General features: G+C 66.3%; 12 protein-coding genes. 10 read left to right on the top strand and 2 right to left on the bottom strand.

All coding sequences use genetic code 11. The features are described from left to right. Window positions 1–79: 79 nt before the first annotated feature. From I004_RS0122885 to I004_RS35485, 4 genes are read left to right on the top strand one after another with little or no spacing between them, the layout of a single operon-like run. Window positions 80–1,666, top strand: coding sequence for a TIGR02677 family protein (locus I004_RS0122885; protein ID WP_028437425.1), 1,587 nt, complete (start codon window positions 80–82; stop codon window positions 1,664–1,666). Beyond that, window positions 1,663–3,084 (top strand): DUF2398 family protein, encoded by a 1,422-nt coding sequence (locus I004_RS0122880; protein WP_028437424.1) that lies wholly within the window; start codon window positions 1,663–1,665, stop codon window positions 3,082–3,084. The genes I004_RS0122885 and I004_RS0122880 overlap by 4 nt, the downstream gene beginning before the upstream one ends. Then, entirely contained in the window at window positions 3,084–7,388 is a 4,305-nt protein-coding gene (locus I004_RS35490) for a TIGR02680 family protein (RefSeq protein ID WP_051345328.1), read from the top strand. Before I004_RS0122880 ends, I004_RS35490 begins: the two co-directional genes overlap by 1 nt. After that, window positions 7,385–8,665, top strand: a complete 1,281-nt coding sequence (locus tag I004_RS35485; RefSeq protein ID WP_037977413.1) for a TIGR02679 family protein — start codon at window positions 7,385–7,387, stop codon at window positions 8,663–8,665. Before I004_RS35490 ends, I004_RS35485 begins: the two co-directional genes overlap by 4 nt. Window positions 8,666–8,799: 134 nt before the next feature. On the opposite strand, the gene I004_RS0122865 is transcribed toward I004_RS35485, so the two are convergent. Together I004_RS0122865 and I004_RS0122855 are read right to left on the bottom strand one after the other, a co-directional pair. Beyond that, complete coding sequence (locus I004_RS0122865) at window positions 8,800–9,972, bottom strand: serine hydrolase domain-containing protein (RefSeq protein WP_028437423.1); 1,173 nt, start codon at window positions 9,970–9,972, stop codon at window positions 8,800–8,802. Between the two features lie 1,174 nt (window positions 9,973–11,146). Then, the gene (locus I004_RS0122855) at window positions 11,147–12,469 is read right to left on the bottom strand and encodes an NsdA family TPR-like regulatory protein (RefSeq protein WP_037977412.1); all 1,323 of its coding nucleotides are present in this window, start codon (window positions 12,467–12,469) and stop codon (window positions 11,147–11,149) included. Window positions 12,470–12,661: 192 nt separating this feature from the next. On the opposite strand from I004_RS0122855, the gene I004_RS0122850 reads away from it, so the two are divergent. From I004_RS0122850 to I004_RS38385, 6 genes are read left to right on the top strand one after another with little or no spacing between them, the layout of a single operon-like run. After that, window positions 12,662–13,912: a methionine adenosyltransferase gene (locus I004_RS0122850; protein WP_028437420.1), complete on the top strand. Its 1,251-nt coding sequence runs from the start codon at window positions 12,662–12,664 to the stop codon at window positions 13,910–13,912. Then, window positions 13,912–14,829: an aminoglycoside phosphotransferase family protein gene (locus I004_RS0122845; protein WP_028437419.1), complete on the top strand. Its 918-nt coding sequence runs from the start codon at window positions 13,912–13,914 to the stop codon at window positions 14,827–14,829. The genes I004_RS0122850 and I004_RS0122845 overlap by 1 nt, the downstream gene beginning before the upstream one ends. 10 nt (window positions 14,830–14,839) lie before the next feature. Beyond that, window positions 14,840–15,550, top strand: a complete 711-nt coding sequence (locus tag I004_RS0122840) for a histidine phosphatase family protein (RefSeq protein WP_028437418.1) — start codon at window positions 14,840–14,842, stop codon at window positions 15,548–15,550. Continuing rightward, the gene (gene serS, locus I004_RS0122835) at window positions 15,543–16,838 is read left to right on the top strand and encodes a serine--tRNA ligase (RefSeq protein ID WP_028437417.1); all 1,296 of its coding nucleotides are present in this window, start codon (window positions 15,543–15,545) and stop codon (window positions 16,836–16,838) included. Before I004_RS0122840 ends, serS begins: the two co-directional genes overlap by 8 nt. After that, on the top strand, window positions 16,839–17,855 hold the full coding sequence (locus I004_RS0122830) for a glycosyl transferase (RefSeq protein ID WP_028437416.1): 1,017 nt from the start codon (window positions 16,839–16,841) through the stop codon (window positions 17,853–17,855). Further along, window positions 17,855–18,922, top strand: a complete 1,068-nt coding sequence (locus tag I004_RS38385) for a hypothetical protein (protein WP_078511659.1) — start codon at window positions 17,855–17,857, stop codon at window positions 18,920–18,922. Before I004_RS0122830 ends, I004_RS38385 begins: the two co-directional genes overlap by 1 nt. Window positions 18,923–18,949: the final 27 nt, after the last annotated feature.

Genomic DNA, 18,949 nt, shown 5'->3' with positions numbered 1-18,949 from the left:
TTCCGTATCCATGACCCGGTTGTCAGTGGGGTATGTCAGGGTTGGTGGCTGACGTTGCTGGGGGAGGGAGTGGCGCGGGGTGCCGCAGGGCGATGGTGCCGAACCGTCGAAGGCGTTTGATCTTGATGAACTGGCGGTTGGCGATCGCCTGAGGCTGTTCAACTTCACCCAGCGCGATGACGCTGCCTCATATCTGTGGGTGCTGCGGGCGATGAATGCCCTGCGGGCCGTGCACCAAGTGCAGGTGCACACGGACGATGTGGCAGCCGCCCTGGAAGAGCTGGCCACTGGCCACGTGGATGCTCCGCATCCCGGTGATCTGAATCTACGGACGATGCTGGATGTGCTCTCGGGTGACCGCGACCGAGATCGAGAGGGCGGTCGGGTTCTTTACCGGGTCGAGGATGCATCCCGGGCTGGAAGCCTGACTGCTTACCGCAACCGCCAGTCGGTCTACCAGTTCACCGAGATCGGGTACCGGGCCTACGCGGCCGTGGAGGACGTGCTCGCTGCCCGGGTGGAGGACGCCAACCTCTCTCGGCTGGTATTCGCCGACATTCTGGCTGACCTCAAAGCCTTGGCCGCAGCCAACCTCGCCGCGGACGGCGAGGAGCTCTACCGCAAGCTGTCTCGGCTCGACAGCGTGCTGGAGGACATGACCCGGCGCGCGGCGCGCTTCTATCTGACGTTGAATGACGTGGCCCGTACCACTGACATCTCGCCGGAGACATTTCTGCGGCATAAGCACGCACTGCTAGCCCATATGAACGATTTCTCGGCGGAGTTGGAGCGCTATTCGCCCCGACTGTGCAGCGGGCTTCGCGAAGTGGAAGACACCGGCATTGAGACAATGCTGGGGCGGGTGGCGGACGTCGACGAGCGTCCGATGATGCAGTTGGCTGATCGCAGAGAGGATTGGCGGCGGCGCTGGACCGGGTTGCGTCAGTGGTTCCTGGCCGACGGTGTGTCGGGCTCCAGGGCCGATCAGCTGCAGGGGGCGACTCGAACCGCGATCTCTGGGGTCATCGCGCTGCTGCGGCAGGTAACTGAGTCGCGGCGTGGTGGAGTAAGTCGGGCGACGCAGCTGCGGCACCTGGCTGCCTGGGTCGCCGGCGCCCCAGACGAACAGGCGGCGAACGCGTTGATCTCCGCAGCGTTCGATCTGCGCTCCGCTCGGCACCTGAGCGGGGCGCATGACGACGATGAGCAGATCTCATCTCGGTCTACCTGGTGGGATGCGCCTGGCGTTGAGGTGAGCGTCAGTCTGTTCCGGCACGGTAAACGGCCCGCAGCTGGCGGTCCGCAGCCGGTGCGTACAGAGCGAGGCTCCCGCGCCCGGTTGCGGGAACAGCAGCTGGCGGCCCGGGCCGCCGAACGAGCCGCCGCTGCAGGCCTGCTGGAAGACGGTCCACACGAGCGGGTCCTGAACGAGGTTGAGACCCGGGCAGTGCTCAAGCTGCTGACCCGTGCGTTGGAGTCTCGCGCGGTGGTGGCCGGCCGGATACGTTCGGCGACCGGTTCCAGTGACGTGATGACGTTGCAGCTTGTACCGAATGAGACCGGCAGTCGCTTGCGTACCGTGCACGGCACGTTGCATCTGCCTGGGTTCTGTTTGGAGCTCCATCCTGCGGGATCGCGTCGTCGTCATGGAACGGATGCGCGGTGACGGCCCATCGTGTCGCCGCGGGCGTGGAGCCGGCCCAGCTCGGCTCCTACCAGCAGGCTGCGAGACTGCTGTTGCTGCACAGCGTGATTAGTGCCGATCACCCCGGCCCGAACGCTTTGGCACCAGTGCTGCGGTGGGCGGATGAGTTGGCCGAGGACTTTCGGTCTCTGTTCGGCTATACGGTGCATGTCACTGCTCGGCACGCGCGACTCATCCGGCGTTTGGACGACTTCGACAGCAGCCAGGCCATCGTCGCCGCGAACAGCGGCAAGCGGCCCTTCGACCGGCGAAGGCTTGCGTACCTGTGTCTGGTGCTGGCGTGTCTGCACCGCTCCCGCATCGAGATCGCCCTGGCCGACCTGGTGAAGGAGTTCAGCCCGTATGCGAACGCCATCGGCCACTTGGGCTTCGACCCCACGGCCCCTGGCCATAAAGACGCCGTCGTCGATGTCATTGATTGGCTGGTCGACCGCGGAGCGCTGCGGATTTCCGACGGCTCGACCCAGGCCTGGGCACGCGACCCGGACCGCGGGGACGCGCTGTTCGACATCGACCACGACCTGTGCAATGTGATCTTCCGGCCGGGCAAGCCATTGCAGCATCTGACGAGCGCTGCCAGCCTGTTGGAGACACGTACGGACGGTACCGGTCGCGACGCCCGCCGCCGCAGCGCAGCCCAACGAGCTCGGCGAGCGGTCATTGAGCACCCCGTGGTGTATTTCGGCGACGTCGATTCCGAGGTTGGCGCCGCGCTGCGTCAGCACACCCTGGCGGAGGACCTGGTGCGCCTCACCGGACTGCGAATTGAGCGCCGCGCTGAGGGCATCATGCTCGTCGATACGACCGGTCATTTCACCGACAAGCGGTTCCCCGGGAGAGGTGGAGCCGTCAACCGGACCGCGGGCTTGCTACTGGCCAAGATCGCCGACCTTCAGGAGGATCCCGACCGTTCAGCCAGCCTGAAGCGGATGCCACCACCGGATCCGGCGGAGGACCATGCTGATCTGCTCGCTCGCATCGACACGGCGCTGCCGCAGAGCGGCACCCTGGCGGCTTTGGCGCTGGATGCGTCCTCGCCCGAGACCGCCCCGCTGGAGCAGACCGATGATGAGGGCGAACGACCGCCAGCATCGTGCCTTCCCCTGGTGGAGCGCGCTCGACTACAGGAAATGATCAATGAGCTCTATGAAGAGTTCGGGCCCGCTTCGTTCACGAACAAGTGGCAGTCCGACCCCACCGGCTTGCTCAACGAAGCCCTTGCCCTGCTCGCCGACCTGCGCCTGATCTATCCGCTGCCCAGCGGTGTGCTTGTCCGCCCAGCTGCAGCCCGTTATCGCAACGTCACCGCCGTACTGCCTCGGCCCATCACGCACGGACAGTTCGCGCTCGACTTCGACACCGGTGAGGACTCCACCTGATGACCACAGCCCTCGACGATGTCTCCCGTAACGACGCCCCTGGGACCCGCTTCAAGCCCACCCGCGCGGGAGTCATCGGGCTGTGGGAGTACCGGGACGAGGAGTTCGTCTTCGCCGACGGTCGCCTCGTCCTACGGGGGCACAACGGCTCTGGAAAGACCAAAGCGTTGGAGGTCCTCTTCCCGCTTGTCCTGGACGGCAGCATCGACCCGCGCCGCCTGGACCCCTTCAGCGGCGAAGAACGCACCATGAAGTCCAACCTTCTCTATCGGGGTCAAGAATCCAACTACGGGTACGTGTGGATGGAGTTCGCCCGCAACGGCCATGAGGGCGAACCCGTTGAAGCTGTCACGGTGGGAATCGGCCTCCTTGCTCAGAAGAGCAAGGAACGTCCCGGTCGTTTCTTCTTCGTCGCCGACGGACGCATCGGCGTGGACTTCGGTCTGCTCAGTTCCGACTCCCGGCCGCTGCGGAGGAAGGAACTGGAGAGGCTGATCGGGACAAGCGCCGTGCACAAGACGGCTACGGACTACCGGGACGCGATCGATGAGCGGCTGTTTGGCCTGGGCCGCCAGCGGTATGCACAGTTGATCAATCTGCTGTTGCAGTTGCGCCGGCCTTTGCTAGCGAAGGATCTGGACCCGGCCAAGCTCTCCAACACGCTCACCGCCGGCCTGCGTCCCGTAGACGAGGACCTGATTGTCCAGGCCGCGCGGGACTTCGAGAACCTGGACGAAATCCAATCCGTTCTGGAATCTCTCACGACGGCCGATGGGGCAGTCCAAGCGTTCCTACGGGAGTACACCGCCTACTTGCGCACCCACGTCCGCGACCGCATCGACAAGACCACCGCACGTATCGAGGCCACGGCCGGTCACTGCCACAAGATTGCCGATACGGCGCGTGACCAGCGCGGCGCCGCTGCCGCGTTGGAGTCGGCACAGACAGCACGGGATGAGGCTGACTCACGGCGCAACAAGTTCCAGGCCCAGCTGACTGGGCTGCGCAACAAGGACGCCGTCAAGAAGGAACAGGGGCTGGGAGAGCTGCGCGACCGTGTCCGCGTCGACGGCAAAGCCATCGCCAAGGACGCCGACTACCTGGAACGAGCAGGTCATCGTGTAGCACGGTTGGAGAAGGAAGCAGGCCGCGTCGAACAGCGGCTCGGCGAACTTCGATTGACGGCTGACCGCCACACCCAAAAGTTGCTGTCCGCAGCCCATGAGGCTGGCCTTGTCAGTGACGACGACCCGCTCGATTTGACTGGCGACTTTCTCCCGGAGACCCAGGGGCGGCAGGCGGCCCGTCGCCACGACATCGTCGAAGTACGCCGCCACCTCGATACGGTCGAGCAAGCGCACCGCGACCAACGCCGTCACCAGGCTGCCTTCGACAAGGCCAGCGGTGAAGTCACGGACTGGGACGCCAAGTCCGACGAGGCCGCGCAACGACTCAGCACCGCCCGCTCCCGTGCCGCGGCCGAACTGCAGCAGATGACCAGCCGCTGGACCAGTGCGGACGCCACTGCTGTGCTCTCACCCGACGACGCGGCAGCTCTCACCACAGCCCTGGAGGCAGCCGGCGACGTGGACGCGCCGGCGCTGTCGGAGGTCTTCCGGACTCTCACCGACACCCGCCGCACCAGCGCCCTCTCCCACCGGGAGGCTCTCGGGCGCCGCTACGCCGAGACCGAGAAGGAGCTGGCACGTACCCGGGACGAGCGCGCGACCATCGCCGCTGAACGCGACGACGCCCCACCGGCGAGCGACCTGCGCCCGGCAGACCGCTCGGGACGTCCCGGTGCCCCGCTGTGGCAACTCGTCCGTTTCGCCGAGACCTTGACCGAGCGCGAGGCGGCAGCCGTGGAAGGTGCCCTCTACGGAGCTGGCCTGCTCACGGCCTGGCTCCACCCGCACCCCGATGCCACCACGCAGGCTGTCGCCGACTGCGAACCGGATGGCTACCTGCTGCCGCTGCCCAGCCAAGACCGTCCCACCGGGCGCACCCTCACCAACGTCCTCGTGCCCGAAGAGCAAGACCATGTCTGCGCTGAGGAAATCACCGCCGTACTGACCTCGATCCCTCTGACCGAGGAGCTGACCCACGACGGTGTGGCGTTCCCGGCCGTCAGTGCGCGAGCCCAGTTCACCTTCGGGGTCCATCTCGGTGCCTACCCCAAGGCCCGACCGGAATACATCGGCGCCACAGCCCGAGCTGCCCGGCGCCGAGCGCGCCTTGCCGCATACGACAAGTCCATCGCCGAACTGGAATCAGTCCTCAACGAGCTCGCCGCGCAGCAGCAGCAGGCCGTCGAGATCCTCGCCGACTTCGACACCGCCCGCGAGCAGCTGCCTTCCACGGGGTCCATCGTCAGCGCAGCCCGCCAAGTGGAGATCGCCGCTGAACACCTCGCCACGGCGCGAGGCCGGTTGACCGACGCCCGCACGGACCTTGACGCCGCCATCGCCGAAACGCACGACGCGGAGCGTCAGCTGCGCCGCACCGCAGCCGGCGTCTCGCTGCCCACGAGCCGGGATGACCTGGCCATCACTGAACACGCCGTAGACGATTTCGCCACGGCCGGCAAAGACCTGCACGCCGCACGCGCTGAAATGACTGCGACAGAGCATGATCTCGCTGAACGTCACAAGAACATCGACGAGCTGAGGGCAGAGTGTGCTGAGCAAGCCGAAGCCCTCAACAAACGACGCAGCGACCATCACGCCCTCGCCGAACGACTCGAGACAGAAGAGCAGACGCTTGACGCCCCCCTGCGGGAGATCCACGCGCAGATTGATGCGACCCAACGTGCTATTGAACAAGCCGAATCCGCCTACAAGGAGGCTGACGAGGAAGCGGGTAGTCAGCAGACCCGGCTGACGAAGGCCGCCAGCAGCCTGGAGCACATCCGTGACGCGCTCACCACGGCACTGACTGAGCAGCTGCGCACCGCGGACGGGCTCGCGCCTTACACCCGTCCAGACCTCCTCGGACTGCTGGGGGTCACCGCCGACACCACCTGGACACCGTTCAATCTCTGGCCCAGTGCAGAACAGGCCGCAGAACGTCTGGTGACACAGCTGAGCAGCTCGCTTCCGCACCTCGCGCCGGAAGACGCCGCTCGAAGCGCCCTTCCGCCGGCCACCACAGCCCTGCTGGATGCCCTCGACGCAGCCACCCGCGGGCGCAGGGCCACGGACAGCGTCCTGAAATCCACCACCACCAAGATCTCCACCGCACTGACGGACCTGGACAACGCTTTGGCGGAGTCCGATCAGGGCTACCACCTGGAGTGGGAAGCCGACGGCGACATCATCCTCGCCCGTATCTCCGACAGCGAAGGACCAGCCCCCGTCGCCGAGTTCGGCCGCCGCCTAGCCGAACAGGTCGCCGACCAACGCGTCCTACTGGAAGACCGCGAACGCACCGTCCTCGAAGACGCTCTTCTAACTGGCCTGGCCCAGCAGATTCACACCCGCACCCTCGACGCCCGCGACCTGGTTCGTGACATGGACGCCGACACCCGAGCCAAACCCATGTCCTCTGGAACCACAGTCGGCATCCACTGGGTCCAATCCGACGGACTCACCGAAGAACAGCGCGCCATCAACAAGCTTCTCCAAAAGGACGCCTCATCCCTGGGCGCCGCCGGGCTAGCCGAACTACGCACGCTGCTGCGTGGCCAGATTCGCGCCGGGAAAGCGCGGGATCGGCGCAAGACTTACCAGCAGGTGATCGCCGAGGTTCTGGACTATCGAGCCTGGCGCACCTTCGAACTGCTGCTGTCCCGGCCTGGGGAGAAAGAGGAAAAGCTCACCCGCGCCAAGCACAGCGAAATGTCCGGCGGTGAGAAGTCCGCTTCCATCCATCTACCGCTATTCGCCGCCGCCAATGCCCAGTACGGCTCCGCACGCCCCACCTGCCCAAGGTTGATCGCCCTGGATGAGGCCTTCGCCGGTATCGACGAGCAGTACCGGCCTGACCTCCTCGCCCTCACCGTCAAATTCGACCTCGATCTGTTCATGACCGGGCACGATCTATGGATCACCTACCCGACCGTGCCCAGCATCGCCCACTACGACATGAACTACGACAAGGCCAGCCACACGGTTTCCGCGATGCTCTTGCTCTGGGACGGCGACCAGATCCTCGATGACCTCGAGTACCCGGGCTCCGACGAACTCGCAGCGGAGGTCCTGGGCTTCTCCCCGCGACGCCACGCCCCCGCAGCGGACGGGCTCCTCGCCGCACTAGCCGGTACAGACACCTCCGATGATCCCGACGAGCAGGACGACGAGGCATGACCAGCCAAGCCGACTCCAGGAAGCGCTACCTACAGCCGGAATATGAGCGCCTCCTAGCTGCTGCCCGCCGGTCACTGGAACGTACCGGCGGACAACTCGACGGCACGATCAGTGTCTCCACTCCCAGCGATGCCGAACGCGAGGCACTCATCGGCATCACCGGCGCCTACCGCCCAGCCGGCACCGCGAAGATCACCGTACGACTCGCGGCCCTGGACACCTCAATCCGCACGGCCACCGGAGCATCGCTCGCCGACCTGCTCACCTGGACGGGCGGCCCACTACGCAACCGCCCAGCAGAGAAGGCCGCCCTCCAACAAGCACGCACCCGTCTACTCGCCCTCGCCGAAGCCAGCCCTCTGCAAAGAGGCCCCTCCTGGTACCGGACGTGGCTCGCCGGCATCGCCAGCGACGGAACCCTCACCGCGCTCATCAACAAGAACGACACCGACGCCTTCGTCCGCGCCATCAGGGTCCTGGAACATCTCGATGCCCGGCCCCCCGAATCACCGCCGCTCCCGCTACCGGCTCTCGCCGAGACTGCCACCGGCGACACCAAAGCCCTCAACCACGGCCGCGGCACCCTACCCACCCTCGTCCTCCGCGCCCTGGCCCACGCCGTAGGAACGACCCAGCCCTCCACCGCCGAAGAGCGACGAGAACTGTGGGACGCCTTCGACGTCATCGTCGACGACCTGGCCAGCCGCGTTCTCGTCCTCAACCTCCCTGCACAGGGAGACGGCTTGGGCGAATGGCTCACCAGCGCTGCTCAATACGCCACGCCCTTCCACGTCACACTCCACCAACTCGTCACCCTGCCCATCACCGTGAACGCGTCGGCTGTACGTGTATGCGAAAACCCAGCCATCCTGCGCCGCGCCGCCGGAGAACTCGGCCCCGACAGCCCTCCACTGATCTGCACCGAAGGCCGACCCTCCACTGCTTTCCACCGTCTCGCTCGCACCGTCACCAGTGGCGGAGGCGTCTTGCTCTACCACGGCGACTTCGACTGGCCGGGCATCGACATGACGAACCAGATCATCACCCGCCACGACGCCCACCCCTGGAGGATGAGCGCAGCCGACTACGATGCCGGCATCGCCAGCGACGAAGACCACATTTCTCTCACGGGCGGGCCATATCCCACCGCCTGGGATCCCGCACTCGCTCAAGCCATGCAGACGGCGAACCGTGTGCTCTACGAAGAGGCAGTCGCCGACGTGCTGCTTCGCGATCTCAGGCGGCGTCCTTCCATCCCGAACGCGAGGCCATCGTGATTCTCCAGGTTTCGACAGTGTCGACGGCCGGCTGGTCTGGGATTAAGGAAATGTTGGAAGTAGACGGTGCGTTAGAGGCAAGAAGGAGTCTGGACGCGATCGGTCACCGGTCCAGACTTCGGCTGGGGAAGGTGCTACGAAAGTGACTTGCGGACCGCGTTCACCAGAGACGTTGCCCGCTCGTCGTCGGAGCCGCTGATGATGTGGTTCATCGCGTAGCCGAAGGCGATGCTGTGTTCCGGGTCGGCGAAGCCGAGTGAGCCGCCTCGGCCGGTGTGGCCGAAGGAGTTCGGGCCGATCATGGGGTTGGCCTCGGTGGGCAGCATGTATCCGGAGCTGAAGCGGCTCGGAATCACCATCACTTGATCCAGGCCGGTGGCCTGTTCCTTGGTCGCCGATGCGAGGGTGTCTGGCGCGAGGAGGCGTAGGCCGTCCACCTCGCCGACCAGAGCGGCGTACATGCGCGCCAGGCTGCGTGCGGTGGCGATGCCGTTGGAGGACGGGAGTTCCGCAGCCTGTACTTCTGGTGAGTTGAAGTCCATCTCGGCCGGGTCGGTGACCTGGAATGCCCTGTTGCTGAAGGAGTTGGGGTCGCGCCAGGCAGCGACCTGTTGGCGGAGTTCCGCGGGGACCGATTCCGTGGGGACGGTGGTGAGGTCGACCTCGGGCGGCCGATACACCATGCAGCTGACCCGGTTGCGTTCGCGCGTCGGCAACCCGATGAAGAAGTCCAGCCCTAGGGGGGCGGCGATCTCGTCGGCGAAGAAGCGGCCCGGTGTGCGGCCGGACACCCGGCGGATGACCTCGCCGACCAACCAGCCCCAGGTTCGGCCGTGATACCCGTGGGCGGTGCCTGGAGTCCACAGGGGACTTTGAGCGGCCAGTGCGGCTGCCATCGGCTGCCAGGCAAGTGCCTCGTCTACCGGCACTGGTTGGTCGAGTGCGACCAAGCCGGCCTGGTGGGACAGCAGCCAGCGCACCGGGATTTCTGCCTTGCCGTTCGCGGCGAACTCCGGCCAGTACGTGGCCACTGGGGTGTCCAAGTCGAGGGCGCCTCGCTGGGCCAGCAAGTGCGCTGCGGTGGCTGTCGCTCCCTTGGTAGCCGAGTAGACCAGTTGCAGCGTGTCCCGCTCCCAGAGATGACCGGTGTCGGGGTCGGCTGTCCCACCCCACAAGTCCACCACCGGCCGCCCGTGTTGGTACACGCACACTGCCGCGCCGATGTCCCCGTGCTGATCGAAGTTCGCTGCGAACGCCTCGCGTACGGGCTCGAATCCGGATGCAACCTCACCGTTGATCGTCGTCATACCGCCATCCTGGCACTTCGGCCTGTGACTCCCAGAAGCTATCTCGCAGCCGCGCAGTGCGGTGTGCTCGCTGCAAGCAGGTCCGGACGCACGGCCGGATGCGGTGACAGCGTGTCCAGGGAAGCCGTGATCCCGTATGCTGTGGCCAGGTTCGATGTGGGTTTTGAATTAGGAGAGGGGCGGTGCGAGAGGCTATATGAATCGGCTGATGGGCTTTATTAGCGTTCTTTTTGTTATTCGCCTCGTGTAGAGGACCCTGCCCAAAAAGCCGAGAAAGACCTCTAGCACAAGGCCCAACAACCCCATCACGTGAACCAGGCTCTGGGACTGACGGAACCGCTCCCCGGCCGTATGGGAAGCCTGCCCTAACACATCACTGGCCCGCCGTTCGGCGGCGTCGGCCTTTGGCATGCCCAGACACCTCGGCACTCCAGTGCCGCCTCTTTACCGCTCAGCCGTCGGCTCTGGCCGACCTGTTCAGGCATGAGGCGGCGCAGCCGCTGGGTGCCGGAAGGGCATCCACTCGATGAACGCGACCTCCCTTGGCCCTGTGACCGGCGTGCTCGCTGCCCTCGGTGGCGCTCTCGGGGGTGCCCCTTGGTGGGCTGTCGCAGCGATTCTCGTCGCGGTTTCCCTGATCACCCCTCTCACTGGCCTGGTCCTCGATCACATCCGAAAGCGAAGGGGAGACATTATCGACGAGGAATTCTCAGCGGCACTCGATTCGATAGACGACCCTGAAAAGAGAATCCAAGCAATCATCGATTACCGGCAAGCCACTCCACCACAGCCACAACCGGAACCGCCACCAGGAGCCCCACCAGCAGACCCTGGGCAAGGTGGCAACGGATCGGCGAGCGCATAGGACAAGCCGCGGTAACCAGCGCTGTTGTCGCGATCGATTCGGTGGGGCACGGCGCATGGTCGCCCTTGGGTTTCAAGCCATGGCCCGCCCATAGCGGACCATGTGCGTTGGCCGTCCTTGATCGTCACGCATGTTGGCGGTCTTGTCGCAGTAACGGCAGGGCACGGGATGGGGCGACCAGTGGCGAGGTGGTTCCAGTCGACGGCCCGGCGCGGGAACTGTCTACAACGGACTCTGGGCGTGGTCCTGTTGTGGTCGGCAAGGTGGGGGTTGTGGGTTGGCACCAGGGGCCCCGCCGCTCCTTGTCGATCAGGCTGCATCGGACAGTGCCTGAAGGCGCTCGCGGAACTCGCGAACGGCCGGGACTGCCTTGTGAGTTCGGAGTTGTTCGGAGAACTCTTTGAGGCGGTCCAGGGCCCGTACGGAGCTGACCTTGTCTTCGAGGAGTTCGGCGCCGTAGTTGGCGGCGTTGAGGGCTCCGTCCAGGTCGTTGCCGGCGAGGTGGGCCTCGGCCAGGCGGGCGGACCGTACGGCCTTGTCGCGAGGCGTGGCCTTCTTGACTGAGGTCACCAGTGAGCTCGTCGCGCGCTCCAACTGGCCCGATCGCAGGAGGACTTTGCCTTCGGTCGACCTGAGTTGGGCTTCGCCGAACCAGTCGAGCCAGTCCGGGTTTTCTTCCACCGTGTGGCGCTCCCAGAGGGAAGCGGCGCGGTTGAGCGCCGTGCCGCCGCTTCGGTGATCGCCGTCGCGGGAGAGGGCTTCGGCTTTGTGCAGGTAGAGGAAGGATTGCGTGTAGGGCGACAGGGTTCGAGGGGCGTTGTCGATGGCGGTCGAGATGAGGGCGACTCGCTCGGCGGTGCGTCCGGCTTCGGAGACGTGGACGCCCATCTCTGCCAGGACGAAGGCCCCGAAGGCGTCGTCGCCGGCTGTGCGGGCGCTGCGCATGGCTCCGACGTAGTACCGCTGTCCCGCGGAGCGCAGTCCTGCGTCGTAGGCCATCCAGCCGGTCAGGTGCGATACCCGGGCCGCCAGTGCATACAGGCGGATGCGGATCTCGTCTGTGTATCGTCCGGCGCTCAAGAGGCTGGTGATGAGGGCGAGATCGCCGCGCGCCTGTTCCAGGAGTCGGGCGCCTCCGAGTTGGTCGTCGAGCGTGCGAAGTGTGCTGATGCGCTGTTCGATCGTCGAGACCATGGTGTCGGTGACTCGATCTCCGTTGAGGGCGGATGCGAACGCAGAGGGTGCATCGGCCCAGCTCGCTGCAAGCCCCGTCAGGGCGACGCCGGTGATGGTGAGAAACCCCCGACGGTCCATGCGGCCACTCCCCACCAGATCAGCCAGCGCCTCGACGGTGCCGGCCTCTGTCCAGGGGGCAGTGAGCCCGGTGACTTCCCATACCGGGAGCCACCGCGGCCATCCCTCCGCCTGAACCCGCTCGTACGGCACGCACAGCAGGTCGGCGAGAACGCGCTGCGCGTCGGCGTCCGGCTCCTGGCCCTGCTCCCACTTCCACATGGTGGTGCGGTTGGTCGCCAAGGGGATGCCCAGTTCCCTCCCCCGGGCCTGCATGAGTCGGGCGAGTTCGGCCTTTCCCCATCCGCTCGACTGCCGGACGAAGGTCAGTGGATGCATTGCTAACGACTCACCAGCCACGTCGCCCCTCCCGTCAACGCCGTTCTGTGATGGGGAGGTTACCCACGCTGACGTGCATTTGAGAGCCCTCGGTGCAGAGAGGAACCCCCTAGAAACGTTCCCGCCCGGTCATCGGATGGCTTCACTGATCACCAGCCGCCCAGCAGTCGACTTTGAGATCGGAGCACACCCATGCCCCGCACGAGCACGACTTTCGGGAACAGTCACCTGGTGATCGAGACCGGTGCGTTCCGGCCCGACGCGACCACGATCGTGGAGCGCAAGGGCCTCGGTCATCCGGACACCCTCGCTGACCACTTGGCCGAGCGGTTGTCCCGGGCCTACAGCCGGTACACCGTGCGGCACTTCGGCGCCGTCCTCCACCACAACTTCGACAAGCTCGCCCTGCTCGGCGGAGCCAGCGAGGTCCGGTACGGCGGCGGGGCCATGACCGCTCAAGTGCGGGTCCTGGTCAACGGCAGAGCAGCGCACATGTGCGCCGGTGAGCGCATCCCGGTCGCCGAGATCGTACAAGCTGAGATCCGTGCGTTCTTCGCTGAACGGCTCCCCGAGATTTCGGACCACCTCGACATCGCCTTCAACATCACCCGGAACTCAAGTCCCGGTGCTGTGCTCACCGGTGACGGTGTTCCGGACCGCACGCGGTGGTTCAACCCGCGCTCGATCGAGGACCTGCGTGAGCGGCGGGTTCGGTTGTCGAACGACACGTCGCTTGGCACGGGATGGGCGCCGGAGAACCTCTTCGAGTCGTTCGTGCGGGAGCTTGTGGACCATTTCTCCGGCGAGAGCGACTTCACCCGTACCCACCGCTGGTGCGGCTCCGATGTCAAGCTCATGGGCTACTGGGACGGGGAGCAGGCCGACGTCGTGCTGTGCGTGCCCCAGAAGTCCCGGCACGTCGCGAGCCGGGCAGAGTACATCCGCAACACCGAGACCGTGCTCGCTGAGTGCCACCGGATGGCCGCGCTCCGACTGCCCGGGGCTCAGGCTCGCTTCCGGCTCAACGCTCGCGACGTCCCGGAGAAGGACGAGTTGTACCTCACCTACACCGGCAGCTCGATCGAGTCCGGGGACGAAGGCGTGGTCGGCCGGGGTAACCGCGTCAACGGGCTGATCACGCCGCTGCGGCCCATGAACCTGGAGGGTGCGAACGGCAAGAACCCCGTCTACCACGTCGGCAAGCTTTACAACATCGCGGCGCAGCGGCTGGCGCACCGGCTGCACGAGGCCACGGGTGAGCACGCCGAGGTCCATCTTGTGAGCACGACCGGGCAGCGGCTCGACCAGCCCTGGCGCATTCTGGTGCGGCTTTCGTCTGCGGACGTGGAGGTCGACAAGGTTCAGGCTCTCGTCGACGAGGCCCTGGACGAGTTCCCGGCCCTGACGGACGAACTCGTCTCGGACGGGATGGTGTTGAGCTGATGACGGGGCGGTCGCTCGGCCAGGTCCTCCCCGGTGCACGGGACCGGCTTCTTGCCCACTACGGACCTGCTGCCGGCAAATGGCTCGACGCCGCCCCGCTGCTCCTGGAGGACGCTGCCGAGCGGTGGAAGCTGACTCCGCAGAGCTACCACGACGCGGGACACTCGTCCGTCGTCGCCGTGGCCAGGGACATCCATGGAGCCCCTGTCCTGCTCAAGGCCTGGTACGAACTCGCCCGCTACTGCGACGAGATCACAGCACTCCGGCTGTGGGCCAGTGGCCCGACTGCCGACGTCATCGAGACTGCGGACGATCTGTCAGTGGCGTTGCTGGAACTGGTGGGTGGCCGACCAGGAGGTCTGGCCCGGCCCGCGCAGGAAGTCCAAATGGTGGCCGCGGTGATCCACAGTCTCCACGCAGTCGGTGCGCAGCGAGGCCGGCCGGCGCTCCCGCGGCTGGGAGATCATCACCAGCACACGGTTCTGCCCCGCGTCGCACGACGGGCGACCGCCCTCGGCCTCGGGCGGCGTGCATGGCTCGTACGCGAGGCGATCCCGGAACTCCAGACGCTGAGGGAGTCGCCCGCCCGTACGACGGTGCTCCACGCCGATCTCTACCGGGAGAACGTGATCTTCGACGGCAGAGGGAACGCCAGGCTCATCGACCCGCATCCGATGGTCGGCGACGCCGCATACGACTGGGCGTTCTGGACCGTCCATTACGACCTGGGTCAAGCGACCTTCCAACGCATGGCCATCGCGTCACGGGTATCCCAGATCCCGGTTCCAGAGATCTCCGCATGGTGCCGAGCCATCGCCCTGGACTCACTCCTCTACTACACGGAGATCGGTGATCCGGCTGAGGAACCGGCCGCAGACGTCCTGGCCGCACTCATGGCGTCGGGCTTGGAGGGGTGAGGGGGGAGAAATGACGACACACATCCTGCGCCACGGGGAGACCGACCACAGCCGCCAGTACCTCGTGAACGGCGACCCGAGGCGCCCGATCCACCTCAGCGAGGACGGTATCCAGTCCTGCCGTCTGGTCTGGCACACGCTGCCCTTGCGGCACGTGTCCACGTGGCTCGCCAGTGACTTCCCCAGGGCCCGCCAGACGGCGTCGAGGCTGATGGGTGTCCCGGAACCAGGTCCGGTCGTCGACTCGCAGCTCAATGAGCTGGACTACGGCGACTTCGAAGGAGACCCGTTTCTGGAGTACGCCGCCTGGTTGGACCGGAACGGCGGACTGCGTCGCCCTCCGGGAGCGCGTGAGTCCCAACGGGAGGGCATCAAGCGCATGTTCGAGGGACTCCAGGCGGCCTTGGAGCATCCCAGCCCGCGGGTGGTCGTCTGCCACGGTCTCCTGGTCTCGGTGCTGCACTGGTACCGGGAGCGATCCGAGGGCGACCCCATGCCGCTGTTCTTCCCGGAGGCGCCGTACGTCCAGCCGATCTCGTTCGACGACGAGGAATTGCGGAGCTGCGTGAAGAGCCTCTTCTCCGACCTTGCTGCCGATTCGGAAACGGCTCGGGGATCCCGGAGTGATGCGGAGAATTCCCGGCCGGAGGCGGAACTCGATGTTGCTACCTTCGACCGGGTAAACCACCCGCACGCACAGAGGGACCTTCCCGATGCATGATGCTCGCGTTCTGATCGACATGGGCGAGGACGCTGTCCGCCGCCTGGCTCGCCGCGGCTACACGCTGGACCTCTCCTCTCTGGAGAGTCTCCAGTCTCGTCGGAACAAGAGCATCCAGTCCGGCGACGAGCTGCGCTCCGAGTCGAAGCGCATCGCGCAGGAAGTCCAGCAGGCGGCGAAGGCGGGCGGGGACATCTCCGCCCTCAAGGAGACCGCGCGCAAGCTGAAGGAGCAGATCCGGGAGACCGATGCGGAGCAGGAGCGCGTCCAGCAGGAGTTGACTGAGCTGCTGCTCACCATCCCCAACCTGCCCGCCGACGAGGCACCCGACGGTGACTCCGAGGAGTTTGCGGTTGAGCAGCGCCGCGTCGGCACCCCGCCGGCCTTCTCCTTCGATGCCAAGGACCACGTGGACATCGGCGAGGCCATGGGCATCCTCGACTTCGGCCGGGCGACTAAGCTGTCCGGGCCGCGCTTCAGCGTCCTGCGCGGCCTCGGTGCGGCCCTGGAACGCGCGCTGGTGACCTTCTTCCTGGACCTGCACACCCGCCGCCACGGCTACACCGAACACTCGGTGCCGTTCCTGGTCAGTCGTCAAACGATGACCGGGACGGGGCAGTTGCCGAAGTTCGAGGAGGACCTGTTCAAGACGGGCGTCGCGGACCGGGACCTGTTCCTGATCCCCACGGCCGAGGTCCCGCTCACCAACCTGTACGCGGACGAGATCGTCCCGCCGTCCGAGCTGCCGATCGCGTTGACCGCGCACACCCCGTGCTTCCGCTCGGAGGCCGGTTCGTACGGCAAAGACACCCGTGGCCTGATCCGCCAACACCAGTTCGCCAAGGTCGAGATGGTGCGCATCGCTGCTCCGGAGCAGGCGCGTGGCGAGATGGAGAAGATGGTCGGCCACGCCGAGGCGTGTCTGAAGGAGCTGGATCTGGCCTACCGCGTCGTCACGCTCGCTGCCGGCGACACGGGTTTCTCCGCCCAGCTCACGTACGACTTGGAGGTTTGGCTGCCCAGCCAGGCCACCTACCGCGAGGTCTCCTCGGTCTCCGACTTCGGAACCTTCCAGGGCCGCCGCGCGGGCATCCGCACCCGCGACGAGAGGGGCAAGCCCACGCCGGCAGCCACAATCAACGGCTCCGGACTGCCGATCGGCCGCACCCTCGCGGCCCTCCTTGAGCAGCACCAGCAGGCCGACGGCTCGGTCCTGCTGCCTGAATCCCTTGTGAAGTACCTCGGCTTCCGCCGGATCAAGGCGGACGGAACCCCCTCGGAGGAATAGGTGCTTGTCGGCGTCTGCGACTTCCCCGGTAGTTACGCATTCCCCCCGGCCGGATACGGCGGGATCGAACGATGGCTCTGGGCAGTCGCCGTAGGAGCCCGCACTGCAGGCGCCGACGTCCACCTCATCGGGACGGCCTGGCTTGCGGAACTCGAAGACCAATGGCTCCGCAAGCCGGTCCGCCTTGAGGAGGTCACCCCAGGCTCCCTTGCCGAGCGAGACCTGAAGTCCGCCGGCTACGACCTCCTCGTGGTCGGCCACGAATACCCGTCCCGGCCATCCTGGGTCAGAACCTGGCGCGAACTCGAATGCGACGTCGCCACGTTCCAGCACTCGCCGACCTTCCAGCACGCCCCCACTGCCTTCGACGGCGGGCGATCGCGGCTTTACTGCTACTCGCCGGAGATGGTCCAGCGGTATGCTTCTTACACCCCGACCGTCGAACTCGCCGTCCACCTGGGCCTCGACGAAGAAGAGCCCCCGGCCGTGAAGGGCCGAGACCTTGTGTGGCTCGGACGCATAGACGAGGAGAAGGCACCCCATCTCGCCGTACGGGCTGCCGACATCCTCGGACGCCGTATACGCGTCGTCGGGCCGGTCTTCGATGAGGACTACGTCCGCCGCTACGAGACGACCTTCGCCGCAGACCATGTCGAATGGGTCGGGGAACTGGGCGGAGCGGCCAAGACCGCCGCCATCGCAGAAGGTTCCGTCTTCGTCTACACCTACGCACGAACATACGTGGAGGCCGGCGCAGCCGTCTTCGGGGAGTCGCTGCGGGCCGGAACCCCCATCGCCGCCTTGACCTGGCGGGACGGCACCTGTGCCCAAGCGGCGCTCTGCGACCGCACCGGTGCCACCGTCATCGCCGACCCTGCGGCCGACGACGAGAGCGCAGCCCATGCGCTCGCAGAAGCCATCGAACGCTCATCGGTGCTCGATCCATCCGATGTCCAGGAAACCGGCTTGGCACGTTTCGATCCGGCGAGACACTTCAAAGCCCTGGCGGCGCGCTGATGGAGAGCCACTCGCGCGCCCACCAGGCAGTTGCCGCCTTACGCCAAGTGCTCGGCCCTCAGTGGGAGTTCTCCTTCGCCGACCACGCTGACCGCACCTTCAAGATCCGTCACCGTGACCGCGGCACTCCGTACATCCCGCCGCGTTCGACGCCGTCGTGGCCGGATCTGCTGACCACCCTCACCACGGCCTTCGCCGCCCGAGGCGTCACACGCGACAAGTGCCTGCCTCTGCGCTGGGGCCGAGAAACCGAGCTGACGATCTCCGCCGTTCAGGCCCTCGACCCCCTCCTCAAAGACGGCCGTGCCCTGACGTACCGCAAAGGCTTCCTCCCCCAGCCCGTGGTCCGCTTCACCGGAGACCGCGACGAACACGGAGACCTGCTCGACGGATTCCTGACGGCCTTCGTCAACATCTCCCGAGTCCAGCCCATCGCCGGCATCGACGACTACGCCGACGCACTCGACGACTGGCTCTTCGTCCTCTCCCAACTCGGCTTCCACGCACGACACATGGAGATCCACGGACGCGTCGAGGTGTGGCATCGCAGACAGGTCGCCGGGGTGACACTGATGTTCAACCATGTGGACCTCACGATCGGTGACCTCGTCCTCCTGTGGAACACGGAGCACCCGGACCGCATGGCTCTGGACCTCGGCACAGGGCTCGAACGCCTCGCCTGGGCCCGGACCCGTCGGGACTGGAAGGAGCTGGTGTTCGGTCCGTTCGCCGACGCTGCGCCTGTCGCCGTCCTGGACGCCATCCGGACGGCGACACTGCTCCTGGGCAGCGGCATCACACCCTCAGCGAGGGGCGCCGGCAGCGTCGCCCGGCGAGCGATTGCCACGGTCCCGCACGGCCTTGTACGGCTGGGGGTGAGCGCCATTGTCCGAGCGTTCCACCACCACTGGGCGGCCAGCGCGGATCTTCAGCTCCCCTGGCCTGCGGTCTGCAGTGCCATGGAAGAGGAGGTCGCCAGCCGATCCCTTCGTACGTCACCTCGGCACTGGCCTGGCAGAGATTGCGTGGCACCGGACAGGAGAGAGGTGAGCTGCCAATGGAGTTGATGGGAGTGGTCCTGGTCGTGCGTGATG

This window comes from Streptomyces sp. TAA486, assembly GCF_000426165.1.
This window is presented reverse-complemented; position numbering and strand designations above follow the sequence as displayed.

Coding starts and splice junctions, on each gene's coding strand:
- I004_RS35490 (WP_051345328.1), top strand. CDS start 3,084: ATGACCACAGCCCTCGACGATGTCTCCCGTAACGACGCCCCTGGGACC.
- I004_RS35485 (WP_037977413.1), top strand. CDS start 7,385: ATGACCAGCCAAGCCGACTCCAGGAAGCGCTACCTACAGCCGGAATAT.
- I004_RS0122865 (WP_028437423.1), bottom strand. CDS start 9,972: ATGACGACGATCAACGGTGAGGTTGCATCCGGATTCGAGCCCGTACGC.
- I004_RS0122855 (WP_037977412.1), bottom strand. CDS start 12,469: ATGCATCCACTGACCTTCGTCCGGCAGTCGAGCGGATGGGGAAAGGCC.
- I004_RS0122850 (WP_028437420.1), top strand. CDS start 12,662: ATGCCCCGCACGAGCACGACTTTCGGGAACAGTCACCTGGTGATCGAG.
- I004_RS0122845 (WP_028437419.1), top strand. CDS start 13,912: ATGACGGGGCGGTCGCTCGGCCAGGTCCTCCCCGGTGCACGGGACCGG.
- I004_RS0122840 (WP_028437418.1), top strand. CDS start 14,840: ATGACGACACACATCCTGCGCCACGGGGAGACCGACCACAGCCGCCAG.
- serS (WP_028437417.1), top strand. CDS start 15,543: ATGCATGATGCTCGCGTTCTGATCGACATGGGCGAGGACGCTGTCCGC.
- I004_RS38385 (WP_078511659.1), top strand. CDS start 17,855: ATGGAGAGCCACTCGCGCGCCCACCAGGCAGTTGCCGCCTTACGCCAA.